The organism is Kribbella sp. NPDC051587 (genome assembly GCF_044453945.1).
Classification (GTDB): domain Bacteria; phylum Actinomycetota; class Actinomycetes; order Propionibacteriales; family Kribbellaceae; genus Kribbella.
The window spans coordinates 207,454-231,509 of the sequence record NZ_JBITDE010000001.1 but is presented as its reverse complement, the minus strand read 5'-3'; the positions used below and the strand labels follow the sequence as shown (position 1 = coordinate 231,509).

General features: G+C 67.9%; 21 protein-coding genes and 1 tRNA gene. 12 read left to right on the top strand and 10 right to left on the bottom strand.

Annotated elements, in window-relative coordinates; translation table 11 throughout:
- Positions 1–48 precede the first annotated feature (48 nt).
- The 3 genes from ACIA49_RS01105 to ACIA49_RS01095 form a co-directional block, all read right to left on the bottom strand.
- On the bottom strand, positions 49–210 hold the full coding sequence (locus ACIA49_RS01105) for a hypothetical protein (protein WP_396375038.1): 162 nt from the start codon (positions 208–210) through the stop codon (positions 49–51).
- Positions 211–315: 105 nt separating this feature from the next.
- On the bottom strand, positions 316–1,476 hold the full coding sequence (locus ACIA49_RS01100) for an NAD-dependent formate dehydrogenase (RefSeq protein WP_396375037.1): 1,161 nt from the start codon (positions 1,474–1,476) through the stop codon (positions 316–318).
- Positions 1,477–1,521: 45 nt separating this feature from the next.
- Positions 1,522–2,493: a LysR family transcriptional regulator gene (locus ACIA49_RS01095; RefSeq protein ID WP_396375036.1), complete on the bottom strand. Its 972-nt coding sequence runs from the start codon at positions 2,491–2,493 to the stop codon at positions 1,522–1,524.
- Positions 2,494–2,679: 186 nt separating this feature from the next.
- Between ACIA49_RS01095 and ACIA49_RS01090 the strand changes: the two genes are divergently transcribed.
- The gene (locus tag ACIA49_RS01090) at positions 2,680–3,441 is read left to right on the top strand and encodes an alpha/beta fold hydrolase (RefSeq protein WP_396375035.1); all 762 of its coding nucleotides are present in this window, start codon (positions 2,680–2,682) and stop codon (positions 3,439–3,441) included.
- Between the two features lie 27 nt (positions 3,442–3,468).
- Here ACIA49_RS01090 and dnaN read toward each other — a convergent pair whose 3' ends face one another.
- Together dnaN and ACIA49_RS01080 are read right to left on the bottom strand one after the other, a co-directional pair.
- The gene (gene dnaN / locus ACIA49_RS01085) at positions 3,469–4,602 is read right to left on the bottom strand and encodes a DNA polymerase III subunit beta (protein WP_396375034.1); all 1,134 of its coding nucleotides are present in this window, start codon (positions 4,600–4,602) and stop codon (positions 3,469–3,471) included.
- Positions 4,603–4,690: 88 nt separating this feature from the next.
- Positions 4,691–5,662, bottom strand: a complete 972-nt coding sequence (locus ACIA49_RS01080) for an NAD(P)-dependent alcohol dehydrogenase (protein WP_396375033.1) — start codon at positions 5,660–5,662, stop codon at positions 4,691–4,693.
- Positions 5,663–5,723: 61 nt separating this feature from the next.
- Here ACIA49_RS01080 and ACIA49_RS01075 point away from each other — a divergent pair, with 61 nt between their 5' ends.
- On the top strand, positions 5,724–6,365 hold the full coding sequence (locus ACIA49_RS01075; protein WP_396375031.1) for a TetR/AcrR family transcriptional regulator C-terminal domain-containing protein: 642 nt from the start codon (positions 5,724–5,726) through the stop codon (positions 6,363–6,365).
- On the opposite strand, the gene ACIA49_RS01070 is transcribed toward ACIA49_RS01075, so the two are convergent.
- Positions 6,352–6,927 (bottom strand): AAA family ATPase, encoded by a 576-nt coding sequence (locus tag ACIA49_RS01070; protein ID WP_396375030.1) that lies wholly within the window; start codon positions 6,925–6,927, stop codon positions 6,352–6,354. The two genes, ACIA49_RS01075 and ACIA49_RS01070, sit on opposite strands and share 14 nt — an antisense overlap.
- Positions 6,928–7,047: 120 nt before the next feature.
- On the opposite strand from ACIA49_RS01070, the gene ACIA49_RS01065 reads away from it, so the two are divergent.
- The 3 genes from ACIA49_RS01065 to ACIA49_RS01055 are packed head-to-tail and all read left to right on the top strand — an operon-like array spanning position 7,048 to position 9,560.
- Positions 7,048–7,677 carry a class I SAM-dependent methyltransferase family protein gene (locus ACIA49_RS01065; protein WP_396375029.1) on the top strand — a complete coding sequence of 210 codons (630 nt, stop codon included), beginning with the start codon at positions 7,048–7,050 and terminating at the stop codon, positions 7,675–7,677.
- Between the two features lie 40 nt (positions 7,678–7,717).
- Entirely contained in the window at positions 7,718–8,872 is a 1,155-nt protein-coding gene (locus tag ACIA49_RS01060; protein ID WP_396375028.1) for an FAD-dependent oxidoreductase, read from the top strand.
- Positions 8,873–8,897: 25 nt separating this feature from the next.
- Complete coding sequence (locus ACIA49_RS01055) at positions 8,898–9,560, top strand: TetR/AcrR family transcriptional regulator (protein ID WP_396375027.1); 663 nt, start codon at positions 8,898–8,900, stop codon at positions 9,558–9,560.
- Here ACIA49_RS01055 and ACIA49_RS01050 read toward each other — a convergent pair.
- Positions 9,547–10,380 (bottom strand): alpha/beta fold hydrolase, encoded by an 834-nt coding sequence (locus tag ACIA49_RS01050; protein ID WP_396375026.1) that lies wholly within the window; start codon positions 10,378–10,380, stop codon positions 9,547–9,549. The genes ACIA49_RS01055 and ACIA49_RS01050 overlap by 14 nt on opposite strands.
- A 51-nt stretch (positions 10,381–10,431) precedes the next feature.
- Here ACIA49_RS01050 and ACIA49_RS01045 point away from each other — a divergent pair, with 51 nt between their 5' ends.
- Together ACIA49_RS01045 and ACIA49_RS01040 are read left to right on the top strand one after the other, a co-directional pair.
- Positions 10,432–10,848, top strand: a complete 417-nt coding sequence (locus ACIA49_RS01045) for a MerR family transcriptional regulator (RefSeq protein WP_396375025.1) — start codon at positions 10,432–10,434, stop codon at positions 10,846–10,848.
- A gap of 217 nt (positions 10,849–11,065) precedes the next feature.
- A complete protein-coding gene (locus ACIA49_RS01040; RefSeq protein WP_396375024.1) occupies positions 11,066–13,963 on the top strand; it encodes an AfsR/SARP family transcriptional regulator in 2,898 nt (965 codons plus the stop codon).
- A 22-nt stretch (positions 13,964–13,985) separates the two neighbouring features.
- Here ACIA49_RS01040 and ACIA49_RS01035 read toward each other — a convergent pair whose 3' ends face one another.
- Positions 13,986–14,891, bottom strand: coding sequence for a LysR family transcriptional regulator (locus ACIA49_RS01035; RefSeq protein WP_396375023.1), 906 nt, complete (start codon positions 14,889–14,891; stop codon positions 13,986–13,988).
- 130 nt (positions 14,892–15,021) lie between these two features.
- On the opposite strand from ACIA49_RS01035, the gene ACIA49_RS01030 reads away from it, so the two are divergent.
- Both ACIA49_RS01030 and ACIA49_RS01025 read left to right on the top strand, forming a co-directional pair.
- Positions 15,022–15,639 (top strand): dihydrofolate reductase family protein, encoded by a 618-nt coding sequence (locus ACIA49_RS01030; protein ID WP_396375022.1) that lies wholly within the window; start codon positions 15,022–15,024, stop codon positions 15,637–15,639.
- A 39-nt stretch (positions 15,640–15,678) separates the two neighbouring features.
- Positions 15,679–16,266 carry a hypothetical protein gene (locus ACIA49_RS01025; RefSeq protein ID WP_396375021.1) on the top strand — a complete coding sequence of 196 codons (588 nt, stop codon included), beginning with the start codon at positions 15,679–15,681 and terminating at the stop codon, positions 16,264–16,266.
- A 33-nt stretch (positions 16,267–16,299) separates the two neighbouring features.
- On the opposite strand, the gene ACIA49_RS01020 is transcribed toward ACIA49_RS01025, so the two are convergent.
- Positions 16,300–17,094 carry an MBL fold metallo-hydrolase gene (locus tag ACIA49_RS01020; RefSeq protein ID WP_396375020.1) on the bottom strand — a complete coding sequence of 265 codons (795 nt, stop codon included), beginning with the start codon at positions 17,092–17,094 and terminating at the stop codon, positions 16,300–16,302.
- 146 nt (positions 17,095–17,240) lie between these two features.
- Positions 17,241–17,314: transfer RNA gene (locus ACIA49_RS01015), tRNA-Arg, on the bottom strand.
- Positions 17,315–17,460: 146 nt separating this feature from the next.
- Here ACIA49_RS01015 and ACIA49_RS01010 point away from each other — a divergent pair.
- The 3 genes from ACIA49_RS01010 (at position 17,461) to ACIA49_RS01000 (ending at position 24,014) form a co-directional block, all read left to right on the top strand.
- Entirely contained in the window at positions 17,461–19,047 is a 1,587-nt protein-coding gene (locus ACIA49_RS01010) for a PrsW family glutamic-type intramembrane protease (protein ID WP_396375018.1), read from the top strand.
- Between the two features lie 90 nt (positions 19,048–19,137).
- A complete protein-coding gene (locus tag ACIA49_RS01005) occupies positions 19,138–22,338 on the top strand; it encodes an AAA family ATPase (RefSeq protein WP_396375017.1) in 3,201 nt (1,066 codons plus the stop codon).
- Positions 22,335–24,014 carry an ABC transporter gene (locus tag ACIA49_RS01000; RefSeq protein ID WP_396375016.1) on the top strand — a complete coding sequence of 560 codons (1,680 nt, stop codon included), beginning with the start codon at positions 22,335–22,337 and terminating at the stop codon, positions 24,012–24,014. Before ACIA49_RS01005 ends, ACIA49_RS01000 begins: the two co-directional genes overlap by 4 nt.
- The last annotated feature ends 42 nt before the right edge of the window (positions 24,015–24,056 follow it).

Sequence of the window (24,056 nt, the reverse complement as noted above, 5' to 3'; positions counted from 1 at the left end):
CCAAGTGCCATGACCGTACATAGTGATTTCGCAGTCTTGGGCGGATCGTCAGGCGGCCGATTCCTCGGCGCGCTCCTGCTCAGCCTTGCGGGTCAGCTCGGCGAGTTCGGTGTCCAGGTCTACGGGGTTGATGAGTTCCTGCTGCAGCTCCGGGGCATCCGGAAACTGCGGGCGCGCCGCCAGAGCACCGAACCTACGGGTGAAGATCATTGCTTTCCCTTCTGCTCCCCGGGGGAGCTGATTGTGAATTCTGGCTTCTGTATACATTCAACCAGGTGTGCTCACCCGGCATGCCCGCATCTCACGTGATCCGCCTTACATACGGGTCGAATACGAATGCGCTCCGGCGCCGGCCAGTCGCCCACCGTCGACAATCAGGTATTCGTCGCGAATCGGCGTTCCGGCCAGCCACGACTCCAGGATCTCGCGGGTCCCCGCGGCGTACCGGGCCTGCGCGGACAGTGAGGAGCCGGAGATGTGCGGGGTCATGCCGTGGTTCGGCATCGTCCGCCACGGGTGGTCGGCCGGCGCCGGCTGCGGATACCAGACATCACCGGCGTACCCGGCGAGCTGGCCGCTCTCCAAGGCTTTGACGATCGCGTCGCGGTCGACGATCTTCGCCCGCGCGGTGTTGATCAGGTAGGTGCCGCGCTTCATCGTCGACAGCAGCTTCTCCCCGAAGAGCCCCTCCGTCTCCGGGTGCAGCGGTGCGTTGATCGTCACCACGTCGCAGTGCGGAACCAGGTCGGCGGCACTCGCGTGGAAGGTCAGGTTGAGTTCGCGCTCGACCGACTCGGGGAGGCGATGCCGATCGGTGTAGTGCAGGTTCACGTCGAACGGCGCGAGCCGCCGCAGTACCGCCGTACCGATGCGCCCGGCCGCGACCGTGCCGACGTTCATCCCCTCGAGGTCGTAGGAGCGTTGGACGCAGTCCGCGATGTTCCAGCCGCCGTCGACGACCACCTGGTACGACGGGATGTAGTTCCGCACCAGCCCGAGGATCATCATCACCACGTGTTCGGCGACGCTGATGCTGTTGCTGAACGTGACCTCGGCAACCGTGACGCCGTGCTGGACGGCCGCGTCCAGATCGACATGGTCGGAGCCGATGCCGGCGGTGATCGCGAGCTTGAGGTTCGGCGCCTTCGCGATCCGCTCGGCGGTCAGGTAAGCCGGCCAGAACGGTTGCGAGATCACCACATCGGTGTCCGGCAGTTCTCGATCGAGGACTGACCCGTCACCCTCTTTGTCGGACGTCACGACCAGCGTGTGCCCCTGGCTCTCCAGGAAGCTACGCAGGCCGAGCTCGCCCGACACGCTGCCGAGCAGCTCGCCCGGTGTGAAGTCGATCGCCTGCGGAGTCGGTGCGGTCTGACCGCCGGGGTAGCTCGTGATCGCGGGGATGTCGTCGCGTGCGTAGGACTTCGGGTACCCGGCCGCAGGGTCGTCGTACAGGACACAGAGGATCTTCGCCATGATGTGGAATCTCCTTGTTCTGAAGGGGATTCCACCGTCCCGCGGTCAGGTGCCGACGGTCAAAGACTTGCTCGTTATGTCGTGATAGGCCGTGCCCATCAGATGCACGTCGAGTAGATCGTCGAGGGCTTTGTGGACGCCGGCCTGACGCGCGACATCGAGCAGAGCGCGTGCGAGCACTGGTTCGGGACTGCGCGCCGCGATCACCAAGCCGACCCGCGGTCCGTGCGCGGGACCCTTCAGTGGTACGACGCGCATCCCGTCCGGTACGCCGAACATGTGCAGCCAGGCATGGGAGATGACGGTCGACCAGTGGTTGCCGTGCAGATGGCTGTAGAGGCCGGAGACGGTATCGCTCTCGATGGCCGGAGTGGCGACGGCGCCGTCGTCGGTGAAGTAGCCGTTCATGATGCGGCGGTTGCGCATGTCCGGCGAGAGGAGGCAGAGCGGTAGCTCGGCGACCTCCGCCCAGGTTGCCATCGGCAACTCCGCCAGCCGCGAGTGCTGCGGGGTGAGGAGCAGGTAACGCTCTTCGTAGAGCGGGGTCTTGCGGACCTGGCCGAGGGTGTCGTCGTCGAGATAGGTCATCGCGACGTCCAGGTCGAACTCGGCCAGCTTCTGCGTGATGTCACGCGACGACAGCGACTCGATCGTCACGCGCGCGTTCCCGTGCCGTTCGCAGAAAGGTGTCGTGAGCAACGAAACCACCGGCATCGCGGTCGGGATCGCGCCGAGCCGGAGGGTGCCGGTCAGGCCGCCGCGCAGTACCGACAGTTCATGCTTGAGGGCGTCCTGCTCGGCCAGGATGCGCTGCGCCCACAGCAGCACGCGCTCGCCCTCTGGAGTCAACCCTTCGAAGCGGCGTCCGCGCCGTACGATCGGTACGTCGAGCTCCTGCTCCAGCTTGCGGATCGCCGCCGACAGCGAGGGCTGCGACACGTAGCAAGCATTCGCGGCCCGGGCGAAATGCTTCTCCCGGGCGAGGGCCACCAGGTACTCCAACTGCCTCAGCAGCATCGCGCATACCAGCTGTCTGTATACATAATCCAACTGTAGTTCTCGGAGCATCTTCCCGATAGGTCTGGCCTATCTGTGACCCAGGTCACAGGATATGGGATGTCTGGTTCGGGGCCTGCCGATCGACGGTGAGGCAAGGGCAGGATTTCATCGAACTCATCGAGTTCGTCGAGAAGGAGCAACGAGATGCAGAAGGTCGTGTCGAACGACGGCACCGAGATCGCGTACGACGTGGTCGGCAGCGGACCAGGTCTGATCCTGGTTGCGGGTGCGTTCACCGAGCGGGCGTCCATCACCCCGTACGTCGAGGCGCTGTCGACCGCCTTCACCGTGGTGAACTACGACCGGCGCGGGCGCGGCGACTCGGGTGACACCGCGCCGTACTCGGTCGAACGGGAATGGGAAGACCTCGCCGCGGTGCGGGCAGCGACGGGTGCGCGGTTCGCCTGTGCGTTCTCGTCCGGGGTGATGGTGTTGCTGCAGGCCGGGCTGTCGTTCGAGCGCCAGGCACTGATGGAGCCGCCGTTCCGGACCGAGGGCGCACCGCCGGTGCCGGAGCGATACCTCGAGCGGTTGCAGGAGTTCATCGGCAGCGGGAACCCCGGGGGAGCGGTCGAGCTGTTCATCTGCGAGGCCGTCGGCCAGCCGAAGGAGGCGGTTGACCAGATCCGCGACACCCCGATGTGGGCGAGTCTGGAGGCGATGGCGCCGACGCTGGTCTACGACGCCCTGCAGTTGGGCGACAACGCCGTACCGACCGAGCTGCTGAAGTCGATCGAGACTCCGACGCTGGCGCTGTTCAGCAACGCCAGTCCGGACTGGTTCAAGATGTCAGCCCGTGAGGCCGCGGCAGCGCTCCCGCACGGCACGGTGGAAGGCCACGACGGCACCTTCCACACCCTCTCCCCAGAAACCCTCACCCAGGTCCTGGTCGGCTACCTGGTCTAAGTGGGCGATGCTGGTTTCAGGCACGCCTCACCCTGCCACGCGCATGGGGACGACGATGTAGGCCGAGTCGCCGCTTGGGGTTTCGTCGGCGGATTGGAGGCCGACCACGTTGACCGGTTTGGTTGGTTGGGTGAAGGAGAAGTGCGCCACTGGGGTGCCCAGTGAGCCGAGTGCGTCCAGCAGGTAGGCGGTGTTGAACCCGATCACCAGGGGCTCGCCCGTGAGGGTGCACTCGACCGGTTCTGAGGCCTCGGCCTCTTCGCCACTGCCGGCGCTGAGCGCCGCCGTGCCGTCGGCGAACGTGATCCGCACCGGTGAGGTCCGCTCCGACACCAGTGAGACGCGTTTGACCGCTTCGATCAGGCTCGCGGTCTGCACTGTGACGGTCCGGGTGACTGCGTCCGGCGACGGGATCAGCTTGCGCACCTTGGGGAACTCAGCGTCGATCAACCGGCTGGTGGCTCGCCGGCCGGCCCCCTCGAACCCGATCAACCCGTCCCCTGTGCGAGTTGAACCGAGTGCGAGGGTGACCTCGTGGCCGGCCAGCGTCTTGGCCAGGTCGGCCAGCACCTTGGCCGGGACGAGTGCGTCCGCCTCGATCTCCGGATCCTCCGGCTCCCAGGCGAAGCTGCGGACCGCCAGCCGGTAGCGATCCGTGGCCAGCAACGTGATCACCGGCCCACGAATCTCCACCCGCACCCCCGTGAAGACCGGCAAGGTGTCGTCCCGCCCCGTGGCGCTCACCACCTGAGTGACCGCTCGCGCGAACACCTCACCGCTCACCACCCCGCCGGCCGCCGGAAGCTCCGGCAACGGCGGGTATTCCTCCAGCGGCAGCGTCTGGAGCGCGAACCGGGCATGACCGCTGGACACGATGACCCGAGCCCCCTCCGAGCTCAGATCGACCGTGTCCCGCGGCATGCTCCGGCAGATGCCGGCCAGTAGTCGCCCCGACACCAGGACCCGGCCGTCTTCCCCCACCTCGGCCGGGATGCCGACCTGTGCCGAGCTCTCGTAATCGAACCCCGACACCGTCAGCATCCCGTCGGCCACCTCGACGGCCATCCCGGCAAGAATCGGCACACTCGGCCGGCTCGGCAGCCCTCTGGCCACCCAACCGACCGCCTCGGCCAGCACCTCACGCCCCACTCGAACCTTCACGGTCACCCCTCCCGATCGCGAGGTTCAACTCAATCAGGCGCCACCGACAGTTTCCGTGCGCTCGCCCCCGGCGGCACGGAAACCCTTGTCAGGCCACGCTGATCACCACTTTCCCGCGCGCGTGACCGTCCATCAGGTACTGGATCGCCGCCACCGTTTCGGCGAGCGGGAACACCCGGTCGAGGGCCGGCACCACCTGGCCGGTCTCGATCAGTTCCGTCATCGTCTGCAGGTCGACGTGGTTCTCGGAGTTGATGAAGGAACGCAACCGCTGCCCGACGAATCTCGACAGCAACATTGCCCGCAGTTGGCGGTCGTTGCCCCCCAGCCAGCGACCACCGTTCTCACCTCCGACGATGACAAGCGTCCCCTTCGGGGTGAGTGCCTTGCGTAGTCGGCTCAGCGACGCGTTCCCGTTGACGTCGATGATCACGTCGAAGGGCCCGTACTGCGTGAAGTCGTCGGTGCGGTAGTCGAGCACGTGATGGGCACCGAGCCATTGGACGAGCTCGGCCTTGTCCGCGCTGCAGGCCCCGGTCACCTCGGCGCCGTACGTCTCCGCCACCTGCACCGCATAACTACCCACACCTCCCGACGCACCGAGGATCAAGACCCGGTCTGCCACCTTCACCTCGGCCTGGTCGCGAACCGCCTGCAGAGCGGTCAACGACGAGATCGGTACGGCGGCGGCCTGTTCGAAGGTGAGGTTCTTCGGCTTCGGTGCGAGCTTCTTCTCCAGCACCCGCGCGTATTCGGCGAAGGCGCCGATCCCGATGCCGTACACCTCGTCGCCCGGTCGGAACCGGCTGACCCCGGCTCCGACCGAGCTGACCACGCCGGCCAGGTCCATCCCGAGCACCGGGTTCTTCGGCGCGCGAACGCCGTACCCGGCGAACCGGACGGGATAGGGCAGTCCGGTCATGAGGTGCCAGACCCCCCGGTCGACCCCGGCCGCGCGGACCTCGACGAGGACCTCGTCCCCGGCCGGGATCGGTACGTCGATGTCGCGCAGCGCGAGCACCCCGCTGTCGCCGTACCGATCCTGTGTGATGGCGAGCATTTCGTGTCCCCCCAAGCTCTAACTTACGGCGTAAGCTTACGACGTAAGTTAGAGTATGTCCATGACACCGCGGGGCGATCCACTGAACCGGGAGCGCGTGCTCCGGGCCGCGATCGCGCTGGCCGACCGGGACGGGCTGGACGCGCTGAGCATGCGCAAGCTCGGGAACGAGCTCGGCATCGAGGCGATGTCGCTCTACAACCACGTGAAGAACAAGAACGATCTGCTCGACGCGATCGTCGACCTGGTGCTGACCGACATCGACGTGCCGCCGAGCGGGACGCCGTGGAAGGACGCGATGCGGCGCCGGTCGATCTCCGCCCATTCGGTGCTGGTGGCGCATCCGTGGGCGGCGCTGCAGATCATGTCCCGGTTCTCGATCGGTCCGGGCATGACGAAGTACCTGGACTCGACGCTCGGGCGGCTGCTCGAGGGCGGCTTCGCGGTCGAGGGTGCGCTGGATGCGTGGCACACGCTGGACAGTCATCTGTACGGCTTCACCTTGCAGGAGCTGAATCTGCCGTTCTCGATCGAGGCCGCGCCCGACGTGTCGGCTCAGGTCGTCGGCGGCCTGGACCCCGAGCAGTTCCCGCACGTCGTGCGGATCATCACGCACGTGATGCAGTCCGGCCGGGTCGAGGACTTCGAGTTCGGCCTCGACCTCGTGCTGGACGGCCTGGAGGCCAAGCTCAACGGAAGGTGATCGCCTGCAGCCGGCCCGCTTGCCGCCGGCTCAGGACGATCGCGGATCGCGCACCCGGGACGACTTGGCCCGGGTCCTCGCTGGCCTTGGCCAGCAGTTGCGGCCAGCGACGGCAGTGCGTCTCCATGCTGCCGGTCCGTACGACGCGTCCGCGTGCCCACTGCCCGTCGCGCGCCACCTCACCCGGCACGTCGATCAGGATCAGGTGCAACGGCAGCCCGGCGCGCTGAGCCCGCCAGCCGAGCAGACGCCGTACCCAGGGCCGCGTAGCGCAGTCGTGGATCACCATCGGGCCGCTCTTCATCGCAGTGAGCACCTGGGCGTGGTAGGTCAGGTGCAGTAGCGGACGCCAGTAGGAATAGGGCACAACGCCGAGCACTCGCATCCACCCCGCCCGTAGCCGCTCAGAGTCAAAGACCTGCACGCCGCCGTGGTCTGCGCCCTCCGGGTAGAGCCGACGCAGCAGTGTGCTCTTGCCAGCTCCCGGAATCCCAGCCAGTACGACGATTGCGTCGCCCGAGTACCGAATCTCCTCCTCGGCCTCGACGACCGCCAAGTTCATCGCCACCACGTCAGTGCCCTTCCCTTAGCCCGCCAATACTCGTTAGACGAGCGGGTTCCGCGCTCTGCCCCATGGGTGCACTAAGAACTCCTTAGGAGTTCCCTGAGAGAGGACACACAAGTGGACTGGTCCGCCTGGCACAACGACTACGACCGCCCCGGTACGCCGCTCGCCCGGCGACTGGCCGACGTACAGGGGCATCTCCGCACTGCGCTAGCCGATGCACGACCTGGTCCGCTGGACGTCATCAGCCTGTGTGCCGGGCAAGGACGTGACCTGCTGGAGGTGCTTGCGGATCACCCGCGCCGTACCGACGTACGGGCTCGGCTGGTGGAGCTGGACCCTCGCAACACCGCTGTAGCGACTGCTGCCGTAGAGGAGCTTGGGCTCGGCCAGGTCGAGGTGGTCACGGGCGATGCGTCGCTCACCGATCAGTACGCCGGTCTGGTCCCGGCGGACGTCGTACTGGCGTGTGGGATCTTCGGGAACATCTCCGACGCGGACATCGAGCGGACGATCTCCTTCTGCCCGCAGTTCTGCAAGCCGGGCGCTGTCCTGCTCTGGACACGGCATCGCGAGGCGCCCGACCTCGCGCCGGCCATCTGCGAGTGGTTCGAGGCTGTGGGCTTCGAGCGGCTGTACCTGTCGGCTCCTGACGCGGGCTACGGCGTGGGTGTCCACCGTTATGTGGGGTCTGAGCAACCGCTGGTGGTGGACGACCAGCTCTTCAGTTTCGGCTCGGCTCGGTAACGAACTTGTTCGTAACGAACATGTTCGTTACGGTGGGGACATGACCACATCGACGCACTACCCCATCGCGATCATCGGCGCCGGGCTCGGCGGCCTGACGGCTGCGCGCGTTCTGCAGGTCAACGGGATCGAGGCGGCGCTGTTCGAGCTCGAGCCGTCCGCGGACACCCGCGTGCAGGGCGGCATGCTCGATATCCACGAGGAGAACGGGCAGCTGGCGCTGCGCGCGGCCGGCCTGTACGACGAGTTCCGCGCGATCATCCATGAGGGCGGCGAGGCGATGCGCCTGGTCGGCTCGGACGGCGTCGTCCACGTGGCGCAGGAGGACGACGGCGACGGAGGCCGGCCCGAGGTGGATCGTGGCGACCTGCGCAAGCTGCTGCTGGACTCGCTGTCCGAAGGTTCGATCCACTGGGGCAAGAAGGTCACCGGGGCGCGCTCGCTGGACGGGGGCCGCCACGAGGTCACCTTCGCGGACGGGTCCACCATCACCACCGATCTCCTGATCGGGGCCGACGGCGCCTGGTCGCGGATCCGCCCGCTGCTGTCGGACGCCGTACCGACGTACACCGGGATCTCGTTCGTTGAATCCGATCTGCTGGATCCCGACGTACAGCACCCGAACCAGGCCGCGATCGTGGGGAACGGGATGTTCATCTGCCTGGGCGACGAGCGTGGCTTCCTCGGACACCGGGAGACCGACGGCAGCCTGCACATCTACACCGCGCTCAAGGTGGACGAGGGCGTGCTGGACACGATCGACTTCACCGACCAGGAGGCTGCGAAGGCTGCTGTCCTGAGCTACTTCGACGGCTGGGACAAGGACCTGCAGGCCCTGGTCGCCGATGCCGACAATCCGCTGGTCCCACGCCGCATCCACGCGCTTCCGGTCGGACACCGCTGGGAGCGCACCGCCGGTGTGACCCTGTTGGGCGACGCAGCCCACCTGATGTCGCCGTTCGCCGGCGAGGGCGCCAACCTGGCGATCTTCGACGGGGCCGAGCTCGGCCAGGCGATCGCTGCGCACCCGGGTGATCTGGATGCCGCGCTGACCGCCTACGAGGACGCACTGTTCCCGCGCAGTGAAGTCAGCGCCGCCGAATCCGCCGAGAACCTGGACAGCATGTTCGCTCCGGACGCTCTGGAGCGCTACACCGAGTTCTTCACCTCCATTCCCGACGGACGCGAGGGATGAGGCCGGGCTGCAGTAGCGTGGTCCGATGCCTGGCCTGAGCCGGCGGGAGCGTCCCGCCAAACCTGCACTGACCCGTGAGGGCATCGTCGACGCGGCGGTGCGGTTGATGGACAGCGAGGGTCTGCAGCGCGTCACCATGCGCCGGCTCGCGCAGGAGCTCGACACTGGCGCCGCCTCGCTCTACGTGTACGTCGCCAATGCCTACGAACTGCATGCGGCAATCCTGGATCGTCTGCTGGCACAGGTCGATCTAGCGCCCGCCACCGATTGGCGCGCGGGCCTCCATCGGGTTCTGCGTAGCTATTCCGACCTGCTGTTCGCGCATCCCAGCTTGGCGCGCTCCGCGCTCAGCCTGCGTCCCAACGGGCCCAACTACCTGGCGTTGATCGACACCTTGCTCGGCCTGCTGGCGGCTGGCCGAGTACCAGCTGGGCAAGCGGCCTGGGGTGTGGACTACCTGCTACAGACAGCTACGGCAACGGCTGCTGAACACGCCGTCGACACCAAGCGCGACTCGGAGGCTGAGTGGCAACAACTCAGCGACACCCTCGCCAGCGCCCCAGCCGACGACTACCCGCACCTCCACCAACAAGCCGCGAGCCTGGTGTCCGGTACGCCGTCGGAGCGCAGCCACTGGGCCGTCGACATGCTGATCAACGGCATCATCGCCACCCCTACGCCCCACTAGCCAGTTCGACGATTGCGTCGGCGTACTGGCTCAAGAGCTGAGGTGCCAGGTCATGTCCCATGCCAGGGATGAGGAGCAGGCGGGCGCCCGGGATGCTCTCGGCGGTGTCGCGCCCGGCGGCTACCGGGATGAGCGGGTCAGCCTCGCCGTGAATCACCAGCGTAGGAACGGAGACGGCTCTGAGGCCGGTACGGCGATCTGTGGCCGCGAAGGTCGCCGTCTGATGGCGTAGTGCTCCGTCCGGGTAGTGGGAGCGGTTGAAGTCGCTGGCGAACTGAGCGCGTAGTTCCTGCGGATCGGTGGGGTAGTCAGGGGACTGGGTGAGCTGCGCATTGGCGACTTGGTGGTCGAGGAAGGCGTCCAGATCTTCGTGCGGGTCAGGCGCCGGAGCCAGCAGTTGTTGGATCAGCTCGGGGGAGGGGCCGGGCAGGTCGGGATTGCCCGTGCTCGACATGATCGAGGTCAAGGTGCGGACGTGCTCCGGGTGATTGATCGCGATCAGCTGCGCGACCATGCCGCCCATCGAACCGCCGACGATGTGGGCCGCGCGGATCCCCAATGCGTCCAGGAGTCCGACGGCATCGGCCGCCAGGTCGTCGAGTGAGTACGCCGCCACCCCGTCGAGCTTGTCGGACAGGCCGACGTCGCGCGCGTCGTACCGGATGAGGCGGAAGCCCTTCTGCACCAGCAGGTCTACGAAGCCGAGGGGCCAGAGCGTCAGCTGCCCGCCGACACCCATGACGAGCAGGATGGATTCGCCGTCCTCGGGTCCGTAGGACTCGTATTCGAGGTTGAGACCGTTCGCAAGCGTGATGTTCATGCTCGCTACGCTATTTCTTGACGTTGACGTCAAAGGCAAGGAGGAACGGCTGTGCGTATCGGTGAGCTGGCCCACAAGTCCGGTGTGAGTACGCGTGCCCTCCGCTACTACGAAGAGCAGGGCTTGCTCGAGTCCGACCGCACGTTCAGCGGCCAGCGCGTCTACCCCGACTCAGCCGTCGACCGGGTCCTGCTCATCCAGCAGCTCTACACCGCAGGGCTCAGCAGCCGCCTTATCAAACCCCTGCTCCCCAGCATCGACGCGCAGGTGATCGGCCCTGAGCTCATGCAGTGCCTGATCTCCGAGCGCGCCAACATCACTCAACGAACCGCCGACCTCGAAGAAGCCGGCCGCCGCCTGGACGTCCTGATCGACCTGGCCCAGAACCCGGATCCGCACAACTGCCCCGACACGCTCGACGCAAGCCCGCGGCGAGATGGTCGGGCCGTCAGTCCCAGGACTCGGTGACCAGACGAGATGACCGACGAAACGCCTGGGCTGCTTCTCGGCTGTTCGACACCACGATCCTGCTCCTGTCACGACGGTTTCGGACGCCGGTCGGCAACGCCCTGGAATGGCGTTCACGATGGCGGGGCGATCGTGTGAATTGCTTGCAGGTTTCTGCACTACGCTGCACAGGACCTCTCACCGTGTCGTTAGCGACCGTTGCGTCAGGGGGCTGGGTGTGACGGCTGAAATACGTCTGCTGGGTGAAGTGGACGCGCTGGTCGACGGGCGGTCGGTCGATCTGGGACCGCCGATGCAGCGGTGCATGTTGGCGGCACTCGCCGTCGAGGCCGACCGAGTGGTGCCGGTGGATCGGCTGGTCGCGCGGGTCTGGGGTGCGGAAGCGCCGCCGAGCGCGCGAGCGACGCTGCACAGCTACATCTCTCGGCTACGCGGGGCCTTGTCGGGCGCGGCAGACGTGTCCATCGTGCGGCGCTCAGGCGGCTACGTACTCGTCACCTCCGCAGCGCAGCAGGTGGTCGATCTGCACCGATTCCGTGCGCTGGTTGCGCGCGGCCGCGAAGACGACGTACAGGCTGTGCGATGGCTGACTGAGGCCTTGAGCTGGTGGCGTGGAGATGCGCTGACCGGGTTGAACGGCAGGTGGGCCGAAACCGAACGCGACCAGCTGGAGCAGGAGCGGCTGGCGGCACAGCACGATCTGGTCGATGCCCGGCTGCGGTCAGGGCACGGTGAAGAGCTCCTCGCCGCGTTGTCTGCGCGGGCCGGTGAGCATCCGTCGGACGAACGGGTGGCGGGGCAGTACATGCTGGCGCTGTACCAAGCAGGAAGAGCCGCCGAAGCGCTGCGGCACTACCAGCAGGTGCGTACGTGGCTGGTCGAAGAGCTGGGTGCCGATCCTGGGGCTGAGCTCCAGGACCTGCATCGGCAGATCCTCGCCGCCAACCTCCCTCGGACCGCGGCGCCGGCCATCGACGCGGGGGAGAGCCCGATCGTTGTGGCGCCCCGCAACTGTCTTCCGCGTGACCTTCCGGACTTCACCGGGCGGGACAGCGAACTCGCCCGGCTGGCCGCATCCGCCGATGACCGAGCCACCGTCTACACGATCGACGGGATGGGAGGGGTCGGCAAGACCGCCTTTGCTGTCCACGCCGGCCACCTGCTGGCCGATCGGTTTCCCGACGGTGCGCTCTTCGTCGACCTGCAAGGCCACAGCGCGGGCAAGCTGCCGCTGACCACAGACGAGGCTCTGGGCGTTCTGCTGGGGCAGCTCGCCATCGCTGTGACCGGTGATGCCAAGGCGCAGTGGCGGGCGAAGACCGCGGCACTGCGGCTCCTGGTCATCTTCGACAACGCAGTGGACGAGTCGCAGGTGGCCCCGCTGCTGCCCGCCGGTCCCAGCCTCGTGATCGTGACGAGTCGAGCCAGGTTGCCGAACCTCGCCGGGGCGCGGCCGCTGTCGCTGGTCGTTCTGCCGGAGGAGGAGGCTACGGCGTTCTTCGCTCGCCAGGTGGGCGCCGACAGAGTGGCCGCTGAGCCCGAGGCGGTGGCACACATCGTCCGCATCTGTGCGGGTCTGCCGCTCGCACTGCGCCTGTCCGGGGCGCGGCTGGCGCATCGCACTGCTTGGCCGGTTGCGCATCTTTCCGCGCAGCTGGCCAATGCGCGCGGACGGTTGCCGCAACTGTTCGCCGACCGCGAGGTCGCCCTGGCGTTCCGGATGTCCCATGAGCACCTGCCGGCCGCCGACCAGCAGGTCTTCTACGCCCTGGCCCGGCACCCTGGTGCCGATGCTGACGCCGGAGTCATCGCGGCCATGACCGACCTGCCCTTGGGACGGGCTGACGACGCCCTGCAGCGGCTGGTCGATGTCCATCTGGCTGACGAACCCGTGCCCGGTCGCTACCGCCAGCATGACCTGCTGCGGCAGTACGCCCGCGGTCTGTCTGACGACCCCCAGATGACCGAGAAGATGCTCGACCACTACCTGACAGCCATTACGGATGCGACCGCCCGGCAGGAGGGCAGCGGCCCGGAGGCCGAGGCAGCGCGCGCATGGCTGATTGCGGAACGCGGCAACCTGTTGGCCGCGACTCGCTGTGCTGCGGCTGAGGGGTACAGCAACAACGCCTGGCAGTTGGCCATCTCCTTCTGGCATCTCCTGGGGCGCAACGTCGCCGACGATCCGATCGAGATGCTCGAGCAGGGTCTGGCCGCGGCGGAGGAGACGGGCACGGGCGACGCGGGACTGGTGAGCACTCTGCTGGCGCTGGCCCACTGGTCAGCCGGCCATACCTCGCGTGCCTACGACCTGCTGACCGCCTCGGCTAAGGAACAGAAGAACACCGAGTCTCACGCACACACACTCGCCCTGCTCGGCCTGATGAACCTGCAACGCGGTGCACACGCGCAGGCGGCACACGATGCGCAATCGGCGTACGACGAACTCACCGAACTCGACCGGCTGTCCCCACTCGGCATCGACGCCCAGGTCATCACCTTCTGGACGCGCGGCGTCGTACGGGGGCTGAACGGCGAGCACGAGGCTGCGCTCGGCTACCTGCGAACGGCGTACACCGACTGCGAAACCCTGGGCCAGGTCAGTCCCAACGACCACGTGCTTACCGCCCTGGCCCGTTGCCTCATCGCGCTCGGCGCTACCGAGGAAGCCCTCGGCCACCTCCACCAGGCCCGCGACCTGCGGCACCGGATCGGTGACCAAGAAGGTGAAGCCGAGACCCTGATTCTCATCGGCACAGCACACCGCTCGGCAGGACATGCCCAGGACGCCCTGGCACCACTACGCGCCGCTGTGCCCATGCTCGACGACGACGCCCGGCTCCAGGCCCACGCCCGGATCGAACTCGGCCGGACCCTCGCCGTACTGGGAAGCAGAGCCGAGGCCGTCGAGCACTACGAGCTCGCCCTCACCAGCGCAGTTCAGGGAGATCACCTCCACGAACAAGCCCAGGCCCACCACGAACTCGCCCAGCTCCTCAGCGCAGACGACCCTGACGCAGCCCGAAAACACCAGCAGGCGGCCACAGAAATCTCCGCCCGCCTCGACCTCGACCACCCGCAATCGCTCCCGCACCTCCGCCCCGCCGGCTGGTGACTACAGCTCGGCCGGTCGCTGGTCATCCGTCGTTTCGTCGGGTTGTGCGGCGGGGTGTGGTTGACGATGCGGCGGCGTCAGCAAGTGCGGCCAGTACGGCGGTCGCAGCGGGCGGGTCGGGTGGGCTGCCGTAGGTGGCGGCGTAGATCTGCCGGTGGCGGCCGGTGAGCTCGGTGGCGTGAATGTCGGGTCGGCGGTGGGCTTGGAGAGCGAGGCCCGGCAGGATGGCGACGCCGATGCCGGCGGCGACGAGGGACTGCACGACGACCATGTCGTCGCTGTGTGAGGCGATGCGGGGAGTGAAGCCCTCGTGCCGACACGCGGCGTCGAGTTCGTTCTGACAATGCTCGCAACCGCCGATCCAGGCGGAGTGGCGGTGGTTGGCGAGGCTGTCGCCGGGCCGTTGGCTGATGAGGTAGACCGGATCGTCGCGGAGGTGCGCGAGGCGGAACCCTTCCTCCTCGGCGGGGGCGTCGGCGTGGCGGTAGACGAGGGCGATGTCGATCTCGCCCTGCCGCAGCATGTCGAGCGACTCGGCGGGATGGCGGTCGAACAGACTCAGCTCGAGCCCTGGATGCGCCCCGGCCAACGCTGCGGCTGCCGCGGGCACGATCGTGCTCAGCGTGGAGGCGTTGGCAGCCAGCCGGACCCGCCCGGCCCGCAGGCCGACCTGGGCGGCCAACTCGTTGGTCGCCGCGTCGACCCGGCCCAGGATCTCGGCGGCCCGGTTGGCCAGCAACTGCCCTTCAGGCGTCAGCCGGATCCCGCGGCCGATCCGCTGAACGAGTTTGGCGCCGGTGGCCACTTCCAGGCGGGCCAGATGGTGGCTCACCGACGGCTGGGAGTAGTGCAACTCGGCCGCTGCTTCGGTGACCGAGCCGTGTCGGGCCACCGCGGCCAGAACCTTGAGGTGAACCAGGCTGAGCATAGATCAAGGATATCAATGTATTTCCGACCGAATTGACATTAGACGTCATGTGACAACTCGGCCATGCTGGCAACTGACGGGACCATCACCGCACCGGCGACGGCAGGTCGCCACGAGGAGGAGAGCGCACATGACGACACGGCTGGGCAAGGTGACCTGCGATCTGACGATCTCGGTCGACGGATACTCGGCAGGGCTCAACCAGAGCGAGCAACGGCCGTTCGGCGACGACGGCGGAGACGGCTGGGGCGACAAACTGCACGCCTGGTACGCCGCTGCCGAGGAGAACCAGGTAGAGCTCGACCGGGGAACCGCGGCCAAGGCGTTCATCATGGGACGCAACATGTTCGGACCCGTGCGGGGTGAGTGGGACCGGCAGTGGAAAGGCTGGTGGGGCGACAATCCGCCGTACCACGGCCCGGTCTTCGTGCTCACCCACCACCCGCGCGATCCGCAGCCGATGGATGGCGGCACTACGTTCCACTTCGTCACCGACGGAATCGAATCCGCGCTGAAACGCGCCCGCGACGCGGTCGGGGACGGCGACATCTCCATCCATGGCGGCGCGACCACCGTCAACCAGTACCTCGCCGCCGGCCGGATCGACGAGCTGCGGCTGCACATCGTGCCGCTGACGCTCGGCGCCGGCACGCGACTGTTCGACGGCGTCGGGCCGCTGAACCTGCAGCAGGTGGAGTCGCGAGCAGCGAACTCGGTGACACACCTGATCTATCGCGTGCTGCCCTGACCCGGACGGCAGCGTCGAACACTCTCAGAGGAGAACACGATGAAACCTGAGGACGCCCTGCAGACCTTCGTCCGCGACGTGGAGCTCGTGGTCGGCAGCACCGACGACGAGCACGAGGTCACCAAGCGGGTCGCGGAGCGGTTGTCCGCCCTCCTGGCCGGCGGCTACCGCCTCCCGGCCGAGGTCCTGCGCGGATCGGACGAGCACCACGTCAACTATCCGCTGTACATCGCTGCCGACGACAGCTGGTCCTTGGCCTGCGTCGTCTGGAACCTAGGCCAACGCACGCCTGTGCACGGTCATGAGACCTGGGGCGTCGCCGGCATCTACGCGGGAGCCGAACGCGAGCTCCGCTACGTCAAACCCACGGCCGCCGATAGCCCTCTCACGCCGGCCGGCGAACACGTATGGGAGCGCGGACAAGTCACCGTGTGCTGTACGACCGACGACGACGTCCACGCTGTCGTAGCCGTCGGCACCGAGCCCGCCGTCGGGATCCACGTCTACGGTGGCAACATCGGCACCATGGAACGGCGACTGTACGACCCGGCGACGGGCGCAGTCCGATGGTTCGTCTCGGGCTGGGACACCCCAGCAGCAGACAGCTCATCCCTGGCTCGCAAGTAACCGGTGGTCCTCACTACGGTTCACCCACCCGCGTCACCTCAGCCGGCCCAGGGCCTGATGGAAGGCTCGGGGGTGGACCGGGGATTGTTCCGCGGCTTGGTCAGGTGAGAGTTGCTCGCTCATGACCGCGACAATGAGCTGGGCCACCGCGTCCAGCTGGTCGGTGAATGACTGGACGAATGATCGATCGATCAGGTCACCGTGGCCCGGAACGACAGGTCCATCGACAAGGCCGATGACGTGCTGCATGGTCTGTGGCCACTCCAGCGGATACGCGTCGCGGTAGCCGGGTGGTCCGTTCTCCTTCACCAGGTCGCCCACGAAGACGACGGAGCAATCGGGAACCTCGACTACCAGGTCGCCACCGGTATGCCCCCGGCCGGGATGGTGAAGACGAATCTCTCGACCACCGACCGAGATCACTTCCGCCACGTCGACCAGACGATTGGGTGGCGTGATGCGCACTGCACGAAGCGCTGCCTGCATGACATTGAACGGCTCCGTCGTCATCAATCGGTGCCGCATGGCCTCGGCTGTCGTCGCCATGAAGTCGGGGCAGGAGCGATGGCCCCAGATGGGTACGTCGCCGAATGCTGCGTTCCCGAAGGCGTGATCCCAGTGACCGTGGGTGTTGATCACTCCGGCAATCGGCTCATCCGACAGGCGGCGGATGTCGGCGATCAGTTCCTCGGCGTGTACCTCGCTCGCGCGGGTGTCGACCACCAGCAAACCAGCCCCACTGCCGATGAGGCCGACGTTCTCGTCCCCGTAGTCATAGCGGCGAAACCAGACCTGATCGGCAACCTCGTACCAGCCCTCGACATCCATCGGCACAACCTACGACCGGGGCAGGCCAATCCAGGAGGCTCAGTGAAGGTAGCCACTCGGGCCGAGCTAGGTGCCTGTTCCCCAAAGTGTTCCCAACGAGGGCCAGGGCGCTCGTCCGGGAAGACGAACGCCCTGGTCAGAGCAAGCGCGCCAGGCAGGACTCGAACCTGCGACCAACGGATTAGAAGTCCGACGCTCTATCCAGCTGAGCTACTGGCGCATGCCAGGAAGAGTCTGTCAGATGGGCGGGTGATCGCGCTGCCGGGTTACCTGGTGTGGCGTGGAAGTACAGGGTTGTCGTTCCATCACGGTAACGCCGCGTGGGCGGTTCTGCCGTCGGGTGGGTGATCCAACTAGGCTGCGGGCATGAGTTACCCCTCACCTGGCCCGGCCGGGTCGCCGCAGCCCGCGGCGGCGACGGCGTACCCGCCCGGCGGACAGTACCCGCAGCCGAACGTGCTCGGGAACCATCCGGTGCCCGGGCAGCGGCGCAACCGCGGTCTGCTGATCGGCATCGTGGTCGTGGTGCTGATGGCGATCGCCGGGCTGGCGATCTTCGCGATCGTGGCGGATTCGACCGGGGCCGGCGGGTTCACCTGGGGGATGGCGTTCGCGATGGTGCCGGTCATCCCGGTGATCGCGCTGTACCTCTGGCTGGACCGTTACGAGCCGGAGCCGACCAAGTACATTCTGTTCGCGCTCTGCTGGGGTGCGTTCATCGCGACGCTGGTCGCGATCTTCATCAACACCGAGGTCGCCAAGCAGCTGGCCGAGACCGGCGCGGGTGGCGACCGGTCGGCCATCTTCGTCGCGCCGCCGGTGGAGGAGTTCGCCAAGGGGTCCGTCATCCTGCTGCTGGCGCTGGTGCGCCGCAAGGAGTTCGACGGGATCATCGACGGCCTCGTGTACGCCGGGATGGTCGGTGTCGGCTTCGCCTTCACCGAGAACATCCTCTACTACGGCCGCATCTTCAGTGAGCTGTCGCACGAGGCCGGGAGCGACGCGGGTCTGCGCGGTGTGCTTGTCCTCTTCATCCTGCGCGGCGTGATGTCGCCGTTCGCGCATCCACTCTTCACCTCCTTTACCGCGATCGGAATCGGGATCGCCGTCCGGCATCGCAGTACGGCGGTGCGCTACCTGGCCCCGGTGGTCGGCTACCTGGCGGCGGTGCTCGCGCACGCGGCCTGGAACGCCTCCGCGAGCTGGGCCGAGGGCACCGGCTTCCTGCTGGCCTACTTCCTGCTGATGGTGCCGATCTTCGTCGGCATGGTGGTGTTCGCGCTGATCCTGCGGTCGCGCGAAGGCAAGATGATCGCCTCGCGGCTCTACGACTACGTGCGGTTCGGCTGGCTGGTCGCTCCCGAAGTACCACTGATCGCGACCATGCGCGGGCGCAAGGCGCTCCGCCAGAACGCCCGCCGGTACGGCGGTCAGGCCGAAGCGGCCGCGAAGGCCTTCCAGCAGAACGCGACCGACCTGGCCTACCTGCGGGACAAGATCGTCCGCCAGGTGATCGGGCCGGAGGCTCTGCAGGACGAGAAGCGGTTGCTCGACGAGCTGCGCGCCCGACGGGCCAGCGTCCCGTTCCCGCCGATGCCGGCCTTCCCGCAGGCGATGCCTCCGGGCGGACCCGGGATGCCGGGGCCAGGCGGTCCTGGGGTCCAGGACGGCCCGGGCGGGTACGGCGGTCCGCAGCCGGGCCCCGGTGGTTACGGAGCGCCTCAGCCCGGTCCTGGTGGCTACGGTCCGCCGCAGCCGGGGGCTGGAGGGCAGGGCGAGTGGCCGGGAACCGGCGTACCGGGTGGGCCTGGAGCCGGTGGTTACGGAGCGCCTCAGCCGGGGTATCCCTCGGGGCAACCCGGTTACCCAGCGGGCCAGCCCGGTTACCCATCGGGACCCCCTGGTTCGCAAGGATCGCCGGGAGGATACGGTCCGTATCCACCATCGCAGTGACTGCCACCCGTCCACGCCGCCAAACGGGGATGACGATGACTTTGCTTCTGTGCTGTCCGACCGGGCACTCTGTGCTCGTGGACGGACGCCGTGGCTGACATCAAGTCAGCAGCTGGTGAAGGTCCGGAGCCACAGGTTCCGGGCCGGGACCAGCCTGCCCAGGAGCTGGCCAACTTGATCGCGCAGTCCGAGGCCGGTGCCAAGGGCAAAGGCTTCTGGCGCCGTCGCCGGCGCAAGAACGCCACCCCCGAGCCTGTTGCGGCTTCGCCGGTGGAGGCCGAGGCGGACGCGAAGCCCGCCGAGGACAAGTCGCCGGAAGCCGCTGAGACCGCGGTCGAGGCGCCGGCGAGCGCTGCCGAGACGGCAAGTGATGAGTCGGCGCGTGGTGAGTCGACGTCGTCGAAGGATGCTGAGTCCGCCGAGGTGGCTGAGCCTGCTGCTGAGGAGACCGAGAAGTCGGTCGACGCGGCAACGGAAGCCCCTACCGATGCTGCTGCCGAAGCTGACGCGCCCGAGAGCGACGACGCGACTGATTCTGCTGAGGCCGAGGCTGCTGAGGGTGATGCAGCCGGGGCAGCGAAGCCCGAGGTGGACGACGAAGCGAAGGCCGCCGACGAGGCCAAGGCCGATGACACGGTTGAGGCTGAGGAGACGGAAGAGGCCGAGGAGCCGCCGCGGCCGACTGTCGGGGTGGTGTACGAGCCGGACGAGTCGCCGGACGGGTTCCCGCTGGAGTACGGGAACATCATCGTCGGGCTGCCCAAGCAGGGTGATGCGTCGTCGGACGACATCGATGAAGCGCGTGCGTACGCCGAAGAGCTCCGGGCTGTGCAGTCTGCCGGCGTGGAGCCGATGGACGTCGAGCCCGTGGACGATGCGGTCGAGGACGAGCCTGAGACTCCGGCCGCCGAGAAGACCGAAGAAGCAACGGCTGAGGCACCCGGCGATGACGTCGCCGACGAGCCCGCCGAGACCGTAGCCACCGACGAGGCTGAGCCGGAGACGGACGAGGCTGCGCCGGCGACTGCGACGGACGAAGCTGCGCCGGAGACGGACGAAGCCGCTGGGGCTGACGTGGCTGCGCCGGAGACGGACGAGGCAGCGACGGCGACCGCGACGGACGAGGCTGAACCGGCGACGGACGAGGCTGCGGAAGCTGACGAGGCTGCGCCGGCGAAGAACGAAGCTGCTGGAGCTGACGAGGCAGCGGGAGCTGACGAGGCTGAGGCCACGGAGGTTGTCGCCGAGGAGACTGCGGAGGACGCAGCTGCCGAGGAGACGGAGCCGGAGGCCGAGCAGGCGGTAGTCGACGCCGAGCCGGAGGCGGAACCGGAAGCTGCGGTCGCTGAGGAGACGGCTGACGCCGACGAGTCGGCCGAGGTTGCCGGCGAGGACTCCTCCGACGAGACCGGCGAGTCTGCTGAGCAGGCTTCGGAAGATGCGGCTGAGGGTTCTGGCGATGAGGTTGTCGAGGAGCCGGCTGAGGTTGAGCTGACTGCGGAGGAGCTGGCTGAGCGGTTGGCGGCTGAGCAGGCCGCGATGGCTTTGATCACGGCTCTGATGAAGTTGCGGGGTGCGCTGGCGGGGAGCCGGTTGCCTTTGGATGTTGTGGGGGCCGATGAGGCTCGGCAGCAGCAGAAGGCGATGCTGGACCAGCTGGACGACTACATCCTGCCGCGGCTGGTGCAGCTCGAGGCGCCGATTCTGGCCGTCGTCGGTGGATCGACCGGCGCGGGCAAGTCGACGTTGGTGAACTCGGTGATCGGCAAGGTCGTCAGCGAGCCGGGTGTGCTGCGGCCGACGACGCGGTCGCCGGTGCTGATCCATCACCCGGCCGATGCGGACTGGTTCATCGGAGACCGGGTCCTGCCGGGCATGGCGCGGACGACCGCGGAGAGTCCGGGCGGCATGGAGGATCCGGGACAGCTGCGGCTGGTCGCGTCCGACACGGTTCCGCGTGGACTCGCCGTACTGGACGCACCGGACATCGATTCGGTCGTCGAGGCCAACCGTGACCTCGCCACGCAGCTGCTCGCGGCCGCCGATCTCTGGCTGTTCGTCACGACTGCTGCGCGCTACTCGGACGCGGTGCCGTGGGAGTTCCTGCAGAGCGCATCGGATCGCAGTACGGCGGTCGCCGTGGTGCTCGACCGGGCGCCGGCGGAGACGATCGACGACATCACCGGGCACCTCGCCCAGATGCTGCTGGAGCGCGGGCTCGGCGACTCGCCGCTGTTCTCGATCAAGGAAACGGTTGTCGACGGCAACGGAATGTTGCCCGACGAGTCCGTTGCCTCGATCAAGGACTGGCTGGTCGACCTGGCGGCCGACGCCGAGGCCCGGGGCGCGGTCGTACGCCGGACGCTGCATGGTGCGGTGACCTCGATGGTGAAGACCACGCCGCCGTTCGCCGCGGCGGTCCGGGCGCAGGGTGACACCGCGATCGAACTGCGGTCGAGTGTCGAAGCGGCGTACGACCAAGCGGTCAAGGACATCGCGAACTCGACGCAGGACGCTTCGCTGCTGCGTGGTGAGGTGCTTGCCCGGTGGCAGGAGTTCGTCGGCACCGGCGAGCTGCTGAAGGGGCTGCAGGGAAACTCGAACAAGGTCCGCGAGAAGGTCAAGAAGTCGGTCGGTTCCGCCACGCCGGCGCCGACCCGCGACCTGAACGACGCGATCGAGTCCGGACTGTCGTCGTTGCTGATCGAGCAGGCCGCGGCCGCTGCCGAGCGCGCGGAGAAGATCTGGCAGGCAACGCCGGCCGGACGCCAGCTCCTCGCCGCGGCCAAGGCCGCACCTGGCAGTGAGGACGAGACGGACGCGTCGGCCGCGACCGACTCCGAGATCGTGCTGGGTGCGATGTCGCCGGAGTTCGCGGCGAACGCGGAACGCGCGGTCCGGGAGTGGCAGGCCGGCGTTCTCGCGCTGGTCCGCAAGGTCGGGACCGAGAAGCGGCTCGCGGCGCGCATCCTGGATGCCGGCGTGAACGGGCTGTCGTTGTCGGTGATGGTGGTCCTGTTCGCGGAGAACGCGGGGATTCCGACCGGGGCCGAGGCCAGCATCGGGGTCGGCAGCGCGGTCGTCGGGCAGAAGCTGCTGACCGCGGTCTTCGGCGACGCGGCCGTCCAGACCCTGATGTCGACGTCGCGCGCGGATCTTGACGGTAAGGTTCATGCCTTGATGGATGCCGAATTCGCCCGGTATCTGGCTGTCCTCGACCAGCATCCGGTCGATCCCGAGGCTGCCAGGCAACTGACCGAGGCCGCGCGCGCGGTGGAGGACTGCACGTGACGGAAACGACGGAGACGGTCAAGGGCCCGGTGCGGGCCGCGACCGACGTCCTGACCAAGATCGACGCTCTCGAGAAGGCTGCGACCGCTGGTCAGCGCCGGCTCGATCCGGTGGTGCTGTCGGAGGCCACCCAGATCGTCGACCGCGCCGGGCAGCGGCTGCGGATGTCGGGCGAGCTGACCGTGGTCGCGCTGGCCGGCGCCACGGGCTCCGGGAAGTCGTCGCTGTTCAACGCGATGACCGGCCTGGACCTGGCCGCGATCGGGACCCGCCGTCCGACCAGCTCGATGCCGTTGGCCTGTGTCTGGGGCGAGGAGCCGGCCGGTGAGGTGCTGAACTGGCTGGGCATCCCGCGTCGGCACCAGGTGCAGCACCGCAGCTCGCTGGAGGACGCGCAGTCGGAGGACCTCGACGGTCTGATCCTGCTCGACCTGCCGGACCACGACTCGATCGAGGTCGAGCACCGGCTGATCGTCGACCGCCTGGTCGAGTTGGTCGACATGCTCGTGTGGGTGGTCGACCCGCAGAAGTACGCCGATGCGGCGCTGCACGATCGCTACATCAAGCCCTACGCCTCGCACTCCGGCGTGATGGTCTTCGCGCTGAACCACGTCGACAAGCTGACGCCGGAGCAGCGGAAGAGCTGCCTGAACGACCTCGAGCGGCTGCTGAAGACCGACGGTCTCAAGACACCGACGGTCGTCGCGACCTCGGCGGTCAGTGGCGACGGACTGGACGAGGTCCGTGGCCTGCTGGTGAAGCGGGTCAGCAACAAGCGCTCGGCCAAGGAGCGGATCGCCGCCGACGTGGATCGCGTCGCGGACCGGATGGCGAGCCAGTGCGGCACCGCCAAGACCCCGGAGATCGCCGAGGCCGACGTGACCGAGCTGGTCGACGCGCTCTCGGACGCGAGCGGTCTGCCGGTGGTGGTCGACGCCGTCCGTCGCTCCTACCTGCAGCGCGCTCAGGCCGCGACCGGTTGGCCGTTGACGAAGTGGATCGGCCGGTTCCGGCCGGATCCGCTCCGTGGCCTGCAGCTCGACGACGTCTCCCGCCAGCAGGGCAAGGAGTTGCGCAAGTCCGCGACCAGCGAAGTCGCCAGCGCGCGCATTTCGTTGCCTGCGGCAACGCCAGTGCAGCGGGCCCGGATGGACAGCGCCGTGCGCACCATCACCGACCGGGCCGCGGCCGGCCTGTCGCGGCCGTGGGCCGACTCGGTGCGGACCGCGATCCGCCGTCGCGAGGAGTCCCTGGGCGACGAACTCGATCAGGCCGTCGGTCGCACGGACCTGGGTAACACCACCAGCCCGGGTTGGTGGGGTGTTGCGAAGTTCGTCCAGTGGTTGCTGTTCCTGGTGGCGCTCGGTGGCGCGGCCTGGCTGCTCGCCGCCCTGGTGGCGCGGATCGCCAACGCCGGTGACGTGCCGCTGCCGGGAGCGGGCGGCATCGCCTACGCCTGGATCATGCTCGTCGGTGGCGCGGCCCTCGGTCTCGGACTCGCAGTGTTGTGCCGGCTGGCTGCCGTCAGTGGTGCAGCCCGGCGCGCTCGCGCGGCCGAGCAGGCCCTGCGCAGTGAACTTGAGAAGGTTGCCGAGAGCCACGTCGTGGCGCCGGCCCGGACCGAGCTCGAGGCCTACAGCACCTGCCGCGACGCACTCGCGATCGCCCGCGGCTGAAATCGGGGAGTCGGCCGGGGTGATCCCGGCCGATATCCTTCG